Origin of the sequence: Oceanospirillum linum (genome assembly GCF_001995095.2) — a bacterium.
GTDB lineage: Bacteria > Pseudomonadota > Gammaproteobacteria > Pseudomonadales > Halomonadaceae > Oceanospirillum > Oceanospirillum linum.
Genome location: NZ_MTSD02000001.1, coordinates 453,906 through 470,914 on the forward strand (window position 1 = coordinate 453,906; position 17,009 = coordinate 470,914).

The window sequence follows — 17,009 nt, forward strand, 5'->3', positions numbered from 1 at the left end:
TATTCCTGTCTTAAAAGCGGTGAAGACGTTTGAAGATTACAAGCCGGTATTAGCGACCTGAAAACTGGGCTGGACGTTTGGCGATAAAGGCCTGAACGCCTTCCCGCCCATCCTGTGTTTTGCTTAATGCGGCAATGGATTGAGACTCCAGCTCCATTTGGCTTTCTAAAGTTGCCGTATGGGCGCTGCCCACCAGTTGTTTTACTTTGGCGTAAGCCTGAGTCGGCCCTGCTGCAAGCATCTTAGCCAGTTCCTGAACCGTTGCCTCCAACTTATCAGCCGGTACAACACGATTGACCAGTCCCCAGTCCAGAGCTGTTTCAGCATCAAGCACACGGTTCGTCATAAAAAATTCTTTCGCCCGGCGCGGCCCTATCTGCTGAGTCAGATAATAGGATGTACTGCCATCAGGAGAGAAGCCAATTTGCGTATAAGCGCTGGTAAAACGAGCGGTATCTGCCGCAATAACCAGATCACAACAGGCCATTAAACCCAGGCCCGCACCTGCGGTCATCCCGTTAATGGCTCCAATAACAGGCAACGGTAAACGTGAAAGCCGGGCAATAGCGCTATGAAAATACGTTGTCATATCCATAAGCAAGCGATCAACTGAATCAGGATCATCAGCAAAAGCCCCTACATCACCACCGGCAGAAAAAGCTTTATCACCACTACCGGTGATCACTACAGCCCGAAGGGATGAATCACAGGCACACTGATTCGCCAGCTCACTCAGACGGCGCATAGCATCTTCATCCATCGCATTAAAAGCGTGAGGGCGGTTCAGGGTAATCCAGGCGATATTGTCGATACGTTCAAAAAGTACTGCGCTCATAGGGCTCTCCGGCCAGTTGATCTTGTTATGAATAAGGCATGTGTTACAAACAAGGTATTAGGACGGTGATTTTAAAACCGTGCTAAAACAGCACGAGAATTTCACAGCTGGCAGGGCAAGTCAAAATTGACTTATCAGTCAAAAATCATAGGAACGACAAAGCGGATATTTGGCATCAGAAGGCAGGTGCGCAAAGCGATTTACACGACCAATGCGGTTGAGGCAGTGCATCGCCAGTTCCGAAAACTGACCAAGACTAAAGGCGGCTTCGCCAATGAAAACGCGTTACTCAGGCTGCTGTACGCAGGTATGTTGAAGGCATCAGAGCGCTGGACGCATCCCGTGCAAAACGGGAACCTGACGTTGTCGCAGCTGAGCATCCACTTTGAAGGACGGATCGACGGCTACGTGGATCTGTAAGTAATGGGTGACACAGAACTATGAACACCCTCGCCATCACCGCCTCCTGCGTTTCAAAACCCGATCAGACCATAGTTCGGGAGGTTTTTCTACAGCTTGAACGCCCGCCATAAACGGCGCGAGGAACGAGCGTCCGGCGACCGAAGGGAGCAAATTTGATGGGCTTGCTAAGTTTATACAGGGCTAAATTGCCCAAGGAGCTTGCTTTATCTCCAATGCTGCATTGTTAAACCTTAACTTCCTATCTAAATTTTCAGTTAGAGTGCAAACAATATTTAGTGCCGTTTTATAATGCTCAATAGCTTTATCTAAGTGCATGAACTGCTCTGCATATCTAAGCTTAATAGCATCTTTCTCGCTAGGTAGAGATTTAAGGCTCTCAACATCAAGGTCTGCGCAAAACTGTTTTGATTCTTCGTAGAGAGACAAAAGATTATGGCCGAATATTTTTTTACCAATCTTTTGTTTTATTAATACTTTAAATGACTTTTCCACTGCTAAGTGAAGCTCCCAACACCCTATTGATACTCTATCTGTGTTGAAAGATATGATGTCATCAATAGCTTTCTCAAAGTGTGCCCATATCCCGTTTTTCATACTCAGAGTTTCAGGCTCTAACCCACTCACACTCATTAGGTTTAAGTGTATTTTTCGAGTCTTTGAAGCCACTTCTAAAACCTCATTCTCAAGAACCCTTAATCTTTCACTTACAAGAGCTTCAAGCCTTACTTTGTCATCGATGAAGTCTGTATACGATTCAGTTTCCTCAATACTATCTGGAAATTTAAGCCAGCAAGTTCCTTTTTCAGTTAGCGATGATGTTGTGAGAGGTATTTTTATTTTAATAGGCTGAGCATATGACGTTACAATCCCATATGTATCAGACTGATGTGGCGGTTTAGCAAGCTCACCATAAGTTTCGTAATACCATTGCATGAATAATGGAACAATGTCTCTTGAAAAAGCATCATGCTCTAAAATATTTTCTGAATCACCCAACGAACTACCTTTTATGCAATTTTCTACGAAGAACACAGCAGCTTTCATGAATCGCTCATGGATTGGAAAGTTATGTTCAGTAAAAACCTCATCGATTTGAGGCATTATCTGATCAATGAATTTTTTTAGCTCTGGATTCAACTGCATATACACCCAACCCTCATGGAAACTTAACGAGGCTGTAGAAAAACCTCAGCCTCAAAAATTGATCATTTTTTGTACTAAAAATAACGCTTCTACGTGAATTCTGGGGCAGTTTTCATCGCCAAATACTCTTAAATCAACGTAAGCGCGCGATAAATTCTCAATAACCAGAACCCGTTAGGTTTTTCTACAGCCTAACACCGCGTTAAGTAGTGAGCCACCACCACCATACCTAAACCATTGTGCCGTAGACACTAAATTCAAAGCAAACCGAAAATGCCGAGCGTTGCGAATCTGCCTTAAACGCTTTGTTAGGTGTTTTTCAGCGCATATGCTTTGAGGTGTACTTCTGCGGCAGACTCAGGGTCTAAACCTCGTAGTTGGGTAGTTCGAGTGCTACCATCCGGTAAAGTAACATCCAAGGTATCACCTGTAATGGTGTAGTAAGCAGTTATTACTTTGCCATTACTTTCAATACTGATTTCTTCATGCATATCTGTCCCTTACTTATTGCCTTTGCCTAAATCTTGTTTGAGTTTCTCTATATTGAGTTTGAGTAATTCGTCTTGAAGTGGCTGCACCACAAGATGCCATGTCCTAAAACCATACCAAATCATTAGAAGCCCTACACCAGCAAAAAAACCTAAACTTGACAAGAATATCGTTTTATTTTTTTTTGCGATTTTTAGCTTATTATCTAAAACTTGAAAGCGAGCTTCTTCTGAAACAGAGCGGGCAGGATCTGCAGCTAAAGTGGTGTATTCAACAGCAATATCAAACGCTAGAGTGTTAGTGCTATGGTTTACATAAACTAACGAACTAATGCTAAATATAAGCAGTAGAAGACCAAATAATGCGTAAAATTTGTAAATATTATCCGTCGGTAAAGGAACCCTACTTTCCATTAATATGACCTCGAAACTTCAATAACACCTAACATTTTAATCATAGGCATGCTTATTTCGCCAGTTTCAATATACCGCCAAAAATTGAGGAAAGATTTTGATTAGAAAGGAAAAATCCGTTTTCTGATCTGACTGCTTCCCTGCTAAACGCGCATGCGTATATACGCCAATAACCGTGCGCCTGTGCTCTTAAAAGCAATGGGCAGGCACGGTTTCCATAATGTATTGAATTTGCAGCTTATCTGATCGGCTTAATTAGGTAAACTGCGCATTAAGTCAAACAAAGTAGGTATGACTCACCTAGATATAACGTAACACCAAAAGAATTAAGATGTAGAAAACCTGCGGTAGCTGCCTAGTTCCTAGTCTCTGATCAAAAGATCAAAGAGGCTGAAAAAAAGGGCTGAAGAATATTCAGCCCTGTTGATGACGTTAGATTAACACTGAAAACGTTGGCTCTTATCATGCAGTTGTTGCATAAGCCGGTTAATGCTTACGCTCGCCTCGCTGGAGTTATCAGCTAACGATGCAGTAACTGCCGCGTCATCAGACAGCCGCTCCAGGGCAATATGTACTTTATTAACCGCATCATGTTGATGATGAGTCTGATCTGCCATCTGTCTATTTTTACTAAAAATAGCCTTCATTTCATCAGAGAGTGTAGTAAGCTCCTTCTGCGTCTCATCAAGGCTTTGCATCCCTTTTTCACTGCTGTCAGAACTATATTTCAGTTGATTTGCCATACCCTCACTTGAATGTTTCAGGTTTTCCAGCATCTCATGGATTTCTGTCGTGGAAGACTGGGTTCGGCTGGCTAATTGGCGAACTTCATCGGCCACAACAGCAAAGCCACGACCATGCTCACCGGCCCTGGCAGCTTCAATCGCTGCATTTAACGCCAGTAAATTAGTCTGGTCTGAGATATCACGAATAACCTCAAGAACCTGCATAATATTTTCACTATGGGATAACAGCTTATCTAGCTCCCCCAAGCTTTGGGTCATATCTTTTGTCAGATTGCTAATCGCTTCATGGCTCTGCCCTAGCTGAGTTAAGGCTCTCGCTAGTACTGTGCCACCTTTATCTGAAAGCCCCGCCGCTTCCTCCGCCTGATCGGCAATAGTCGAGACCTGTTCAGCTAACTGATCCATATGGTTCGAGATACCATTAATAGCCTGCTGCTGTTGAAAGGATGCCTCTTGAGTCTGGGAGGCTGCCTGTTGAACATTAGAACCAATGGCCTCTGCTTCTTTGGCTGAATGCTGTACATCTAAAATAGTGTCCCGTAGACGATCAAACAGCTTATTGAGCTGTAGGCATAATTCACCCACTTCCGCTTTATCCACTGTAGAGAACTGAGCCTTTAAATTCATCTCATCGGTCACACTGCGTAACTGCTGACGCAAGCGAGTGATTGGCCTTATCAAAATACCCGCCAGTGGGTATAAAACAGCCAAACTGGCTAAAAGTAAAAGCCCGGCAACCATCAGAGTATAGCGTTGATTCCCTTGGATCTGAGCCATAATTTCTACCACAGGAACCTCAGCTACTAAATAACGTTGTAAGGCAGAAATATAGATAGCACCAATAAAAACCGGGGCTCCTGCACGCTCAACCCGATAGATACGGGAAGTATCGGCAGAGACACCCTGCCATTGCGTATTGACTAAAGGGGCAAAATCTGGGGATTGACTAAGATTTTGTTTACCTGCGATAGAGGAGTCTGGATGGATATTAATTAAACCGTCTTTATCTGACAGCATCACAATGCCGGATTCACCAATACGATAATTTTGTATCATATTTGCCATCTGACTCATATTAAGCGCGGCCCCAGCGACAACTATCGGCTCACCATTAGCACTGGTCATATCGCTACTGTAGTTCACGAACATCATCATCTTGCCGCCACTGAGTTCGTTCGTATCCAAATTCAGCTCATACTCCTGACCCGATTTAATATAACGGTAATACCAAGCATTATCAGGGTTGCTGGTCGACATTTTTTGCACACTCAATTTGCCAGTGTAGTGGTAATAATAAGCACCGGAAGGTGTATTAATCGCCATAAAGGCCACTTCAGCATCAAGAGATTTAAACGTTTGGGCTAGGGCTTCTGTTATTTCAGGTAAACGGGATTCATCCGCACCATCGCGAACCCAGCGTTGAATAAAGGTGTTGTTCGAGAGTGATTGCGATCCTGCAATGGCAGGACTTAAAGCCGCTTCAATACGGGCAGATATCCCCGTAATCGCAGAAGGTAGTTCCTCAAGCTCTAGGCGGTTCAGCCGGTCGTTGCTATTAAGACCTGATTGCAGGAATATAATCAGACATAAAACGATAGTTAGTACAATTGAAGAGGCCGCGAACAAACGTGCCCGCATTGATAATGCATTCCAAAAAGCCATGATGCTATCTCCAAACAGCGTATTTCATCAATCCGTGAATGATGATCATGTTTAAAACTGCTATTCATTTATATTTATTATCAGGTGATATTCAACATCAAAAACTCGGCTATAAAAGCCGAGTTTTATTTTTCACAATAAAATTAAGCGCTGACGTTTTTCGCCGCGATAATCTCTTTCCACTTAGCAGGCCCGGTGGTGTGTACCGACTCACCCTTGGTATCAACAGCCACTGTAACCGGCATATCCGTCACTTCAAATTCATAAATGGCTTCCATCCCCATTTCAGGGAAAGCCAATACCTTGGCGTTCGTAATCGCTTTCGATACCAGGTAAGCGGCGCCACCTACCGCCATCAGGTAAACCGCTTTGTTGTCCTTGATCGCTTCAATCGCAACAGGGCCACGCTCAGATTTACCGATCATTCCCAGAAGACCGGTGCTCTCGATAACCTGACGGGTGAACTTGTCCATACGGGTTGCCGTAGTAGGGCCAGCAGGGCCAACCACTTCATCACGTACCGGATCAACCGGGCCTACGTAGTAGATAAAGCGCCCTTTCAGATCCACCGGCAACTCTTCACCGGCATTCAGCATCTCAACCATTCTCTTGTGAGCTGCATCACGACCGGTCAGCATCTTACCATTCAGCAGAACCGTTTCCCCCGGCTTCCAACTTTGAACGTCTTCTGGTGTGACTTCATCCAGGTTCACACGGCGGGTGCTCTCACTGACTTCGAAAGTCACTTCCGGCCAATCATCCAGGTTCGGAGGTGTTTGCAATGCAGCACCGGAACCATCCAGCTCAAAATGTGCATGGCGTGTGGCCGCACAGTTAGGAATCATACATACCGGCAGAGAAGCCGCATGGGTTGGGTAGTCTTTGATCTTAACGTCCAGTACCGTGGTCAGGCCACCCAGGCCTTGAGCACCAATACCCAGCTCATTAACTGCATCCATAATTTCCAGACGCAACTCTTCAGCACGATTCTGTGGGCCGCGCTCGCGCAATTCATGGATATCAATCGGGTCCATCAGAGATTCTTTCGCCATAACGGCTGCTTTCTCAGCAGTACCACCGATACCCAGACCCAGCATACCTGGCGGACACCAGCCAGCACCCATGGTCGGTACGGTTTTCTTAACCCACTCAACAATAGAATCCGATGGGTTCAGCATCACCATTTTAGATTTGTTTTCAGAGCCGCCACCTTTCGCTGCGACCTGAACATCAACGGTGTTGCCCGGTACGATTTCATAGTGAATAACCGCAGGGGTATTGTCTTTAGTGTTCTGACGCTTACCGGCAGGGTCCGCCAGAATAGAAGCGCGCAGTACGTTATCGGGGTGGGTATAAGCACGACGAACGCCTTCGTTAATCATGTCTTCAAGGCTCATATCGCCTTCCCACTGTACCTGCATACCTACTTTGACAAATACGGTAACAATACCAGTATCCTGACAGATAGGACGCTTACCTTCTGCACACATACGTGAGTTGATCAGGATTTGTGCCATTGCATCTTTAGCTGCAGGGTTTTCCTCTCTCAGATAGGCTTCATGCACCGCCTGAATAAAGTCTACCGGATGGTAGTAGGAAATATATTGCAGGGCGTCCGCAACACTATCGATCATATCGTCTTGACGGATTACAGTCGTCATCTTCGGAGCATCTCCTATCACGGTGTGTGCTTGGCTCCGGCGAACCGGAGTCTCGTTATTATTGAAGGCCTGCTACTAAGTCGTCTGCCCTAATTACAACACGCTCCGGCTGTAATAAAGAGCTATAAAATAAAGGAGGGCACAACGCTATCATCAGATCCTGTTAAGTCGCCGGATTATACACGATTTTCTGAAGCTAAGGCCCATCTGTCAGCTCAACTTTAGACAAAGGCACAAAAACCACTTAACAAAAAGTTACACAAAGAAACACCTAGACTACAGAAGAGTTCGGACTCTTAACCCACACTCATCAAAGATACAACTTTAACCTTTGTTCAAAAAAGATCCCCCATAAAGCTTCCAGCCAAGCGTTATCTCACTATCCTTACTGTGGTTCCAAAAATGAAAACAATAAAATGCCCAGCGACCAGAGAGCGTCACGAGCAATATCTGCGCATGAAGCGCTTGGGTATATCCGCACTTTCTCATGGCATGCTACTTCTGATCTTAGCACTGGCTCTCAGCCTGGATCTGTTAACAGATTTCAGCTTGCTAAGCTTCGTGCTTTTGACATTTAGCGCTATGGCGACCCAGGGAGCTTTTTGGTTACTGTTCCATTGCCGAATCAATCTCAGGTTCAAAGACCCCTCCCTGACACTGATGCAGATGGCAGTCGCGATTATATGGTTCAGTATTCTGATCAGCCAGCTACCAGAGATACGTGGTAGCCTGACACTGCTCTACATTATGGTCATGCTGTTTGGAATTTTTCAGATCTCTATGTTTGAGTTTGCTTTCGTTGGCCTGCTCAGTCTTGTCTGCTTTGGCGGTGTAATCGCTTCAGATCTTTATTTCCACCCGGAAGAAATTAACCTAAAGCTCAGTCTGGTACAGTGGCTTATATTGGCCTCAGCACAAACCTGGATCGCTCTTTTTGGTAGCTACGTTCGACGGTTGAGTGAGCGCCTGAAGAGACAACGTTCTGTCCTTCGCCACAGTAACCATAAAATGCAACGCGCGAATGAAGAACTCGAACAAGCGATGGAACAGCTGGATGAAATAGCCGGAACCGATGAGTTGACCGGCGTACTCAACCGCCGCCGATTTTTTGAAGAAAGCCGACTGAGGCTTGCAGGTACAGATGAATACCAGTCTTCTGCACTCTGCATGATAGACCTTGATCACTTCAAAAGAGTGAATGATCGCTTCGGCCACCAGGCAGGGGATCTTGTATTAGAACGTTTTTGTCAGATAACCCGGGAATGCCTGAGAGGCAGCGATCTGTTTGGCAGGTACGGCGGTGAAGAGTTTATCCTGTTGTTGCCACAAACCAATCAGGAGAGTGGCGTACAGATCGCCGAACGTATCCGACTTGCTTTCGAACAGTACACCTTTGACAGCATTGAACCAGGCCTCAGGCTTAGCGCCTCTATCGGCGCTACGCTACACCGCTGGGGCGAAACATTGGAAGAAACATTAAAGCGGGCGGATAAAGCTCTGTATCAGGCAAAAAGCTTCGGCAGAAACCAGACAATTTATATATCAGGCGCTCAAAGCTCCAGCCGTACATTAGATAACGCAGGAAAGACAGCCAAAGATTAGACCTGCACTCTTTGATCTATCAGGAGTCATCAACGCAGTAAATGACAAGAGTCATCAACGCAGCAAATGAAACTCAGTGAGTTGGTTCCGCTAATTCACTAAAGTGCTCAGCCCATAACGGATCGACCTTCTGGCAAACCACAAACTCCGGATTCAGAAGGCTCGCTTCCTGATTATAACGCAATGGCTTCAGGTCGCCATCCAACACGCATCCCCCCGCCTGTTCAACAACAGCTTGCGCTGCAGCTGTATCCCACTCACCCGTTGGGCCAAAGCGAACATAAAGATCACTTTTACCGGCAGCCACTAAACAAAGCTTCAGCGAGCTGCCCATGGGAACATTTTGGAACGCAGGCAAAACGGCGCAGAATTTCTCCAGTCGTTCAGCGCCATGGGAGCGGCTCCCAACGATTCTCCAGATTTCAGGCTGATACTTTGGGTCTGTTTTCAGCCGAACCGGGCTATCACTGCCATACTGAGCATGTGCGCCCAGACCCTCGGCACCGGTATAAAGCCAGTCTTTAACCGGTGAGTACACTACGCCTAAAACAGGCTTACCCTGCTTAATCAATGCAATGTTAACGGTGAATTCACCATTGCGTTTTACAAACTCTTTCGTGCCATCAAGAGGATCAACCAACCAGTAACAAGACCAGTGTTGGCGCTCTTCCCAGCGAATATCATCACTCTCTTCTGACAATACAGGAATATCCGGCGTCAACTGACTCAAGCCTTGCTCAATACAGTGATGAGATGCCAGATCAGCACGGGTCAATGGGCTGTTATCCGCTTTATACTCGATACCTAAATCCTTTTCCTGATAAATCGCCATAATCGCCTCACCTGCCTTGCGGGATAACTGTACGATATCAGGTAACAAGGATGCAGGGGTCCTTATACTCGATGTGCTCATAATGACTCCTTAGCCAAATACCGATATGGAAAATCAACGGATTAAAATAGAGGTGGGATCAGGTAACTCGTCAGCAGAAGAGTGCCAAATATCGCATGAAAGCGCCCGGTTAATGGTGTAATCATCACGCGCTCATTTGCCGGAACGGTCAGCAAACGCCAGGGGGCCTTTAGTGCCAATAGACTCATCAGTATCCATGCACTAAACGGCATCACACCGCTAAGCCATAACAGCAGAGCAGCAACAAATGCCGACAAGGCCATAAGTCTGTAGAGCACGACTGACTTCTGATAACCAATACGCACCGTCAGTGTCTGCTGGCCAACAGCCTTATCACTCTCAAAATCACGTAGCTCATTACTCAATAGTAACAGTGAAGTCAGAATACTTAACGGAATCGCCTGCAAAAAATATTCTATTTTAAAATATCCACTCATTACATAAGCGGACCCTGAAATCATCAGAATGCCCATCATAAAAAAAACAATGGGCACACCTAACCCTCGGTTTTTATAGTTGATGGGCTCTTGAGTATAAAAGTAAGCACCCGCTAAGCCGACGAGACAGATCCATAATAGATCCAATCCTCGTAAACTGATTAAAAACAAGCCAATCAGAATTGCCATCAGAAAACAGAGAAGGCCTAACCGAAAATTCCGGTCAATCAAGCAGGCTATGTCTTGCCGGTCACTTTCTGAGGCATTAGGAAAGCGCTGATCCAGTTCACGGATATCAGAATGATCGTTAATCAGGTTAACGGCAAACTGCAGCAGAATTCCTCCGGCCAGAATAGCCGCGGCAAAAAGAAAAGGTGCATGGCTACCATTCCAACCCAGAATGATACCCTGCAGGCAGGAAAGAACAGCAACCACCAGTGAAAAAGGACGGGCAGCCTTCAGCAATTGGTATTTCTGAGGGTTGCTATGTCGGCTGCCAAGCGTTTGCGCTGTCATGCTTTATCCTTAGCCTCTGCTATTGCCATAGGACTTTTTCTGAAACCTGTGCAAATGAGAATTTTACAGGCGGCTAATAGCAGAGATCAGTTACTTATTATGACGGATCGGAAAAACCAATACAGGTTACTTCAGATCACGCATCAGCAGCGCATACTCCAGATCCGCCTCGTTAAGGCCTGTTCCATCCAGCTCAAACCTGACAATATGACCATTACCAGGTGCAACCTGCATATCCTGACCTTTGCGGTTTTCCATCTGTTGCAGCTGGAAGCGACGATTCCCCTCCGGCAACATAAGCTCCAGCATATCACCGGTTTCAAAGCGATTTTTTACATCGATTTCCAGGACATTACGCTGGCTATCGAAGTTCATAACCTCACCAACAAACTGCTGATTCACCCCAATAGAGTTACCGGTTTCATAGTTTTGGTACTCATCATGGACATGGCGACGGTAAAAGCCTTCGGTGTAACCCCGGTGCGCCATATTCTCCAGCGTATCCATCAGACTCATATCAAATGGCCGGCCAGCAACCGCATCATCAATCGCTTTGCGGTATACCTGGGCGGTTCGTGCCACATAATAATGCGACTTGGTACGGCCTTCGATCTTCAGTGAATGAATACCCATCTTAGTCAGGCGTTCAACGTGCTGTACTGCACGCAGATCCTTAGAGTTCATGATGTAGGTGCCGTGCTCATCTTCATACACCGGCATCATCTCTCCCGGTCGGGAAGCCTCTTCAATCAGTGCAGATAAGCCTTGGCTGTTCTCATCATGGTGCATAGCACCCGGTGACATGACGTCACCCCCGGACATGGACGGGTCCCAAACACCAGCAGACTGATCAACCTGGGAGACAGGGATCAGGTCACCTGTTGCATCCGTTTGTGTCTGAACAGTATTGTAGTTCCAGCGGCAGGCATTGGTGCAGGTTCCCTGGTTCGGATCGCGATGGTTAAAGTAACCGGACAACAGGCAGCGACCTGAGTAAGCGATACACAATGCGCCATGCACAAAGGTTTCCAGCTCAAGCTCCGGACATTCATTACGGATCTCTTCAATCTCTTCGAGGGAAAGCTCCCGTGACAGAATGATCCGCTCGACACCTTGCTGGTGCCAGAACTTAGCTGCAGCAAAGTTCACCACATTAGACTGTACAGACAGATGAATAGTTTGCTCAGGCCAACGCTCACGGACCATCATAATCAGACCTGGGTCTGACATAATCAGAGCATCTGGCTTCATCTCAATGATAGGAGCCATATCATTCAGGTAAGTACGCACTTTGGCATTATGGGGGGCAATATTACTTGCCACGTAAAACTGTTTACCCCGGTCATGAGCGTACTGAATCCCCTTCTCCAGGTTATCCAGTTTAAAATCGTTATTTCGGACACGAAGGCTGTAACGGGGCTGCCCTGCATAGACGGCATCTGCACCATAGGCAAAAGCGTAACGCATATTTTTAAAGGTACCCGCCGGGGAAAGAAGCTCAGGCTTAAACATATCAACCTCTTCGGTGTCTGGTTGCAGGCCAGATCCACCCTTTGAGAAAACGCGCACTGCAAGCGTAAAATTGAAAGCTGGCGATTCTAACACAGGCATGGTTAGACAACAGTCTAATCCCATATTTTTAGTGGCAGTTAAGCTGGTTATCACTCAGAATTTTATGATCGATACGGTCACAACAGCGCAACAAAATCGTAATCTTATCGAAACACTCTTTTTATAGGCTGCTAGAAAGTTCAGATTCAATATTTCTAATTGCCTGATATAAAAGGAAACCAATATGAAACTCAAAGCATTAGCTAAAGCTCTTCTGATAACGGGCGCAATTGCAGGCGTGTCTGCCTGTGCCCAAATGGGTACGGCACATAATAGTGCACAGGAACAGATGCAGCAGGCTAAAGCCTTGTATGAAGTACATCATGATGATGGTCGTATCTATTTTTTCTATGACAAGTCCACTTACGCTCATTTTCTGCAGCACGGTGAAACACCCTATGCCTTTAAACGTATTGCTTCAGGCCCTAATGGTGAAACCCTGGTCTTTGGACTCAACGGGAAAGACAAAAAGAAACGTTCCGGTGTAGAAAGCGTTGATATGTATGATGGCAAACTCAAGCCAGATGCTTTCTATGGTGAAATGAGAGCTGAGGGCCGTATCTATGTGTTCTCAACGCTGGAAGATATGCAGAATGTGCGTGCCACTGGCGAAACCCCTTATCGCTTCACCCAAATTGGTGATGGCCCTAACGGTGAAACCATTGTTTATGTTTTAAACAACAGTAATAAGAAGCAACGCCCTGATGCACTGATTGCTCAGTTTAAAGCGCAATACCAGTAAGCAATTGCCCTCTTCAGGAGGAAAAAGACTTGCGCTTGAAACCAGCTTCGGCTGGTTTTTTTGAGCCCAAAATTCCTGTCAGAGATCAGAAGCCAATACCAACTGAGCATAAACAGGCAATAAAAAAGGCGACCCTAGGGTCGCCTTTTGGTGTGCTTACGCACAGTAATTATCAGTCTTATTAATAATTACCACTTACTCAAAGTAAGTTTATTTCCAACCAGTAACTTCGCGCAGACCGTCTGCGATACCAGCCAGAGAGCGTACAGTCTTAACGCCAGCGTCTTCCAGTGCAGCAAACTTGTCATCTGCAGTACCTTTACCACCGGAGATGATTGCACCAGCATGACCCATACGCTTGCCTTTAGGTGCAGTTACACCAGCAATGTAGGATACAACAGGCTTAGATACATTCGCTTTGATGTAAGCAGCAGCTTCTTCTTCAGCAGTACCACCGATCTCACCGATCATTACGATCGCTTCAGTCTGTGGATCATTCTCAAATTTTTCCAGAATGTCGATGAAGTTAGAACCTGGAATCGGGTCACCACCGATACCAACACAAGTGGACTGACCGAAACCAGCATCAGTCGTCTGCTTAACGGCTTCGTAAGTCAGAGTACCGGAGCGGGAAACGATACCTACTTTACCCGGCAGGTGAATGTGGCCCGGCATGATACCGATCTTACATTCGCCTGGAGTGATAACACCCGGGCAGTTAGGGCCAACCAGCTGAACACCCAGCTCGTCACACTTAACTTTACAGTCCAGCATATCCAGCACAGGAATGTGCTCAGTGATACAAACGATCAGCTTGATACCTGCGTTTGCTGCTTCCAGGATAGAATCCTTACAGAAAGGAGCAGGAACGTAGATAACAGAAGCGTCAGCGCCAGTGGTTTCAACAGCTTCAGCAACTGTGTTGAATACCGGCAGACCCAGGTGAGTCGTACCACCCTTACCAGGAGTTACACCACCAACCATCTGAGTACCATATGCAATAGCTTGCTCAGAATGGAAAGTACCCTGACCACCAGTGAAACCCTGGCAGATTACTTTAGTGTCTTTGTTGATTAAGATAGACATTCGATTAGTTCCCCGCCGCTTTTACCGCTTGTTGAGCAGCGTCAGTTAAGCTTTCAGCTGCGATGATATCCAGGCCAGATTCAGACAGAACCTTTTTACCCAGGTCGGCATTGGTACCCTCAAGACGAACAACAACAGGTACGTTAACACCTACTTCTTTCACCGCACCGATGATACCTTCAGCAATCATATCGCAACGAACGATACCACCGAAAATATTCACCAGAACTGCTTTAACTTTACTGTCGGACAGAATCAGTTTGAATGCGTGAGCAACGCGCTCTTTCGTCGCACCGCCACCAACGTCCAGGAAGTTCGCAGGGAAACCACCGTGCAGAGCAACGATATCCATCGTGCCCATCGCCAGACCAGCACCATTCACCATGCAACCGATGTTACCATCCAGTGCTACATAGTTAAGATCCCATTCTGCAGCTTCAGCTTCACGAGCATCTTCCTGGGAAGGGTCGTTCATCTCCTGCAGATCTTTGTGACGGTATACAGAGTTACCATCAACACCCAGCTTGGCATCCAGACAGTGCAGATCACCGTCTTCTTTAACAACCAGAGGGTTAATTTCGATCAGCGCCAGATCTTTTTCCTGGAATAATTTAGCCAGACCCATAAAGATCTTAGTAAACTGACCAACCTGAGTCTTGTTCAGACCCAGTTTAAAGCCAAGCTCACGGCCTTGGTATGGCTGTGCGCCAACCAGAGGATCGATAACAGCTTTCAGAATCTTTTCTGGAGTTTCTTCAGCGACTTTCTCGATCTCAACACCACCTTCAGTGGATGCCATGAAAACGATACGACGAGTAGCACGGTCAACAACCGCACCCAGGTAAAGTTCGTCAGCAATGTCAGTGCAGGTTTCTACTAAGATTTTAGAAACAGGTTGACCATTTTCATCAGTCTGGTAAGTCACCAGATTTTTACCCAGCCAGTTCTGAGCGAACTCGGCAGCCTGAGCCGGAGTTTCGATCAGTTTCACACCACCAGCCTTACCACGGCCACCTGCGTGAACCTGTGCTTTAACTACCCACTTGTCACCACCGATTTTTTCACACGCTTGCGCGGCTTCTTCCGGGGTATCTACAGCAAAACCCTTGGAGACAGGCAGTCCGTATGCGGCAAAAAGCTGTTTGCCCTGATATTCATGAAGATTCATACTGCTAAGCCATTTTTTTGTGCACTAACACTATTGGCGACACCTTGGGGTATGGTGTCGCCCCCTGCTACGGTTACCCGTAATTTTTTATTTCTTAAACGTCAAAATTACTTGCGTTTCTTACGGTTCGGCATATGAATTGCGTGACCGTCAACTGCCAAAGCCGCTTCGTGAACAGCTTCAGACAACGTCGGGTGCGCAAAGCACATCAGTGCCAGATCTTCTGCACTGGAGCCAAATTCCATTGCGATCACACCCTGGTGAATCATCTCACCAGCATTCTGACCAATAATGTGCATACCCAGGATACGATCAGTATCTTTCTGAGTAATAATTTTCACCATACCGTCGGTGCAACCATTGGTCATTGCACGACCAATAGCGGTGAACGGGAAGACACCCGTTTCATACTCAGTACCTTCTGCTTTCACATCTTCTTCAGTCTTACCAACAGAAGCGATTTCAGGGAAGGTATAGATAACACCAGGAATAGCATCGTAGTTAACCTGAGCTTTGTGCCCTGCTACGATATCAGCAACCATAACGCCTTCTTCAGATGCCTTATGAGCCAGCATAGGCCCACGCACCACATCACCAATCGCGTAAACACCTGGCACAGAGGTACGGCACTGATCATCAACATAGATGAAGCCACGCTCATCCAGAGAAACACCGGAGTCGTTGGATAACAGCGCTTCAGTGTATGGACGTCGACCAACACAAACGATCAGTTTGTCAAAGGTTTGAGTCTGCTCACCTTTAGCATCAGCATAGGTCACAACAACTTCGTTGCCGTTAATTTCAGAACCGGTGACACGGGCACCAATTTTGATATCCATACCTTGCTTGGACAGAATTTTCTTAGCTTCTTTAGCAATCTGCTGGTCAGTAGACGCCAGAAACGCATCCTGAGCTTCCAGTACGGTAACTTCAGAACCCAGGCGCTGCCATACAGAACCCAACTCAAGACCAATAACACCGCCACCGATAACACCCAAACGACCAGGAACTTCTTCAAAGTCCAGTGCGCCGGTAGAGTCAACGATCAGCCCTTCAGTCAGAGGCGTTGGTGGAATTTCAACAGGTACTGAGCCGGAAGCAATAATAATGTTATCCGCTTCAACAATCTGCACAGAACCATCATGAGCGGTCACTTCTACTTTCTTACCACTCAGTACTTTACCTGTGCCATGCAAACCCGTAACGCCATTTGCCTTGAACAGACCAGCAATACCCTGAGTCAGGTTGCCAACGATCTTGTTCTTACGGGCGATCATTTTCTTAACGTCCATTTTGACGTCAGAAACTTCAATACCCATATCCGCAAAATCATGCTGTGTTTCAGCATACTTGTGGGAAGCTTCTAATAGCGCCTTTGATGGGATACAGCCAACATTAAGGCAGGTACCACCATATACAGGTTTGCTTTCTTTATTCAGCCATTTTTCAACGCAAGCTGTTTTCAGGCCAAGTTGTGCTGCACGGATCGCTGCAACATAACCGCCAGGACCTGCACCGATGACAACTACATCAAATTTATCAGACATTATTTTTTCCTGTCT

The 17,009-nt window shown here is 46.3% G+C and carries 14 protein-coding genes and 1 pseudogene; 3 read left to right on the forward strand and 12 right to left on the reverse strand.

The features are described 5' to 3' along the window. Positions 1 to 49: 49 nt before the first annotated feature. A complete protein-coding gene (locus tag BTA35_RS02120) occupies positions 50 to 835 on the reverse strand; it encodes an enoyl-CoA hydratase/isomerase family protein (RefSeq protein WP_077242770.1) in 786 nt (261 codons plus the stop codon). A 186-nt stretch (positions 836 to 1,021) separates the two neighbouring features. On the opposite strand from BTA35_RS02120, the pseudogene BTA35_RS02125 reads away from it, so the two are divergent. Next, positions 1,022 to 1,255 (forward strand): annotated as a pseudogene (locus BTA35_RS02125) (transposase); the annotation flags it as partial. Between the two features lie 183 nt (positions 1,256 to 1,438). Here BTA35_RS02125 and BTA35_RS02130 read toward each other — a convergent pair. The 5 genes from BTA35_RS02130 to BTA35_RS02150 form a co-directional block, all read right to left on the reverse strand. After that, positions 1,439 to 2,401, reverse strand: coding sequence for a HEPN domain-containing protein (locus tag BTA35_RS02130; protein WP_077242771.1), 963 nt, complete (start codon positions 2,399 to 2,401; stop codon positions 1,439 to 1,441). A 308-nt stretch (positions 2,402 to 2,709) separates the two neighbouring features. Next, positions 2,710 to 2,892, reverse strand: coding sequence for a hypothetical protein (locus BTA35_RS02135; RefSeq protein ID WP_024699546.1), 183 nt, complete (start codon positions 2,890 to 2,892; stop codon positions 2,710 to 2,712). Positions 2,893 to 2,901: 9 nt separating this feature from the next. Next, entirely contained in the window at positions 2,902 to 3,303 is a 402-nt protein-coding gene (locus BTA35_RS02140; RefSeq protein WP_077242772.1) for a hypothetical protein, read from the reverse strand. Between the two features lie 437 nt (positions 3,304 to 3,740). Next, entirely contained in the window at positions 3,741 to 5,711 is a 1,971-nt protein-coding gene (locus BTA35_RS02145; protein ID WP_077242773.1) for a methyl-accepting chemotaxis protein, read from the reverse strand. A 143-nt stretch (positions 5,712 to 5,854) separates the two neighbouring features. Continuing rightward, a complete protein-coding gene (locus tag BTA35_RS02150; RefSeq protein ID WP_077242774.1) occupies positions 5,855 to 7,372 on the reverse strand; it encodes a fumarate hydratase in 1,518 nt (505 codons plus the stop codon). A 402-nt stretch (positions 7,373 to 7,774) separates the two neighbouring features. On the opposite strand from BTA35_RS02150, the gene BTA35_RS02155 reads away from it, so the two are divergent. Then, positions 7,775 to 8,974 (forward strand): GGDEF domain-containing protein, encoded by a 1,200-nt coding sequence (locus BTA35_RS02155; RefSeq protein WP_077242775.1) that lies wholly within the window; start codon positions 7,775 to 7,777, stop codon positions 8,972 to 8,974. 73 nt (positions 8,975 to 9,047) lie between these two features. On the opposite strand, the gene cysQ is transcribed toward BTA35_RS02155, so the two are convergent. The 3 genes from cysQ to trhP form a co-directional block, all read right to left on the reverse strand. After that, entirely contained in the window at positions 9,048 to 9,887 is an 840-nt protein-coding gene (gene cysQ / locus BTA35_RS02160) for a 3'(2'),5'-bisphosphate nucleotidase CysQ (protein ID WP_077242776.1), read from the reverse strand. Between the two features lie 41 nt (positions 9,888 to 9,928). Beyond that, on the reverse strand, positions 9,929 to 10,840 hold the full coding sequence (locus BTA35_RS02165) for a prenyltransferase (RefSeq protein ID WP_077242777.1): 912 nt from the start codon (positions 10,838 to 10,840) through the stop codon (positions 9,929 to 9,931). Positions 10,841 to 10,966: 126 nt separating this feature from the next. Next, positions 10,967 to 12,352: a prephenate-dependent tRNA uridine(34) hydroxylase TrhP gene (trhP, locus tag BTA35_RS02170; RefSeq protein WP_077243355.1), complete on the reverse strand. Its 1,386-nt coding sequence runs from the start codon at positions 12,350 to 12,352 to the stop codon at positions 10,967 to 10,969. 283 nt (positions 12,353 to 12,635) lie between these two features. Here trhP and BTA35_RS02175 point away from each other — a divergent pair, with 283 nt between their 5' ends. Then, complete coding sequence (locus BTA35_RS02175; RefSeq protein WP_077242778.1) at positions 12,636 to 13,193, forward strand: hypothetical protein; 558 nt, start codon at positions 12,636 to 12,638, stop codon at positions 13,191 to 13,193. Positions 13,194 to 13,403: 210 nt separating this feature from the next. Here the strand turns inward: BTA35_RS02175 and sucD are convergent, their stop codons facing one another. The 3 genes from sucD to lpdA form a co-directional block, all read right to left on the reverse strand. Continuing rightward, positions 13,404 to 14,279 carry a succinate--CoA ligase subunit alpha gene (sucD, locus tag BTA35_RS02180; RefSeq protein ID WP_077242779.1) on the reverse strand — a complete coding sequence of 292 codons (876 nt, stop codon included), beginning with the start codon at positions 14,277 to 14,279 and terminating at the stop codon, positions 13,404 to 13,406. Between the two features lie 4 nt (positions 14,280 to 14,283). Next, complete coding sequence (sucC, locus tag BTA35_RS02185) at positions 14,284 to 15,447, reverse strand: ADP-forming succinate--CoA ligase subunit beta (RefSeq protein WP_077242780.1); 1,164 nt, start codon at positions 15,445 to 15,447, stop codon at positions 14,284 to 14,286. Between the two features lie 107 nt (positions 15,448 to 15,554). Next, entirely contained in the window at positions 15,555 to 16,994 is a 1,440-nt protein-coding gene (gene lpdA, locus BTA35_RS02190) for a dihydrolipoyl dehydrogenase (protein WP_077242781.1), read from the reverse strand. Between the last annotated feature and the right edge of the window lie 15 nt (positions 16,995 to 17,009).

Coding starts and splice junctions, on each gene's coding strand:
- sucD (WP_077242779.1), bottom strand. CDS start 14,279: ATGTCTATCTTAATCAACAAAGACACTAAAGTAATCTGCCAGGGTTTC.
- BTA35_RS02175 (WP_077242778.1), top strand. CDS start 12,636: ATGAAACTCAAAGCATTAGCTAAAGCTCTTCTGATAACGGGCGCAATT.
- trhP (WP_077243355.1), bottom strand. CDS start 12,352: ATGTTTAAGCCTGAGCTTCTTTCCCCGGCGGGTACCTTTAAAAATATG.
- cysQ (WP_077242776.1), bottom strand. CDS start 9,887: ATGAGCACATCGAGTATAAGGACCCCTGCATCCTTGTTACCTGATATC.
- BTA35_RS02140 (WP_077242772.1), bottom strand. CDS start 3,303: ATGGAAAGTAGGGTTCCTTTACCGACGGATAATATTTACAAATTTTAC.
- BTA35_RS02155 (WP_077242775.1), top strand. CDS start 7,775: ATGAAAACAATAAAATGCCCAGCGACCAGAGAGCGTCACGAGCAATAT.
- BTA35_RS02145 (WP_077242773.1), bottom strand. CDS start 5,711: ATGGCTTTTTGGAATGCATTATCAATGCGGGCACGTTTGTTCGCGGCC.
- BTA35_RS02150 (WP_077242774.1), bottom strand. CDS start 7,372: ATGACGACTGTAATCCGTCAAGACGATATGATCGATAGTGTTGCGGAC.
- BTA35_RS02135 (WP_024699546.1), bottom strand. CDS start 2,892: ATGCATGAAGAAATCAGTATTGAAAGTAATGGCAAAGTAATAACTGCT.
- BTA35_RS02130 (WP_077242771.1), bottom strand. CDS start 2,401: ATGCAGTTGAATCCAGAGCTAAAAAAATTCATTGATCAGATAATGCCT.
- BTA35_RS02165 (WP_077242777.1), bottom strand. CDS start 10,840: ATGACAGCGCAAACGCTTGGCAGCCGACATAGCAACCCTCAGAAATAC.
- BTA35_RS02120 (WP_077242770.1), bottom strand. CDS start 835: ATGAGCGCAGTACTTTTTGAACGTATCGACAATATCGCCTGGATTACC.
- sucC (WP_077242780.1), bottom strand. CDS start 15,447: ATGAATCTTCATGAATATCAGGGCAAACAGCTTTTTGCCGCATACGGA.
- lpdA (WP_077242781.1), bottom strand. CDS start 16,994: ATGTCTGATAAATTTGATGTAGTTGTCATCGGTGCAGGTCCTGGCGGT.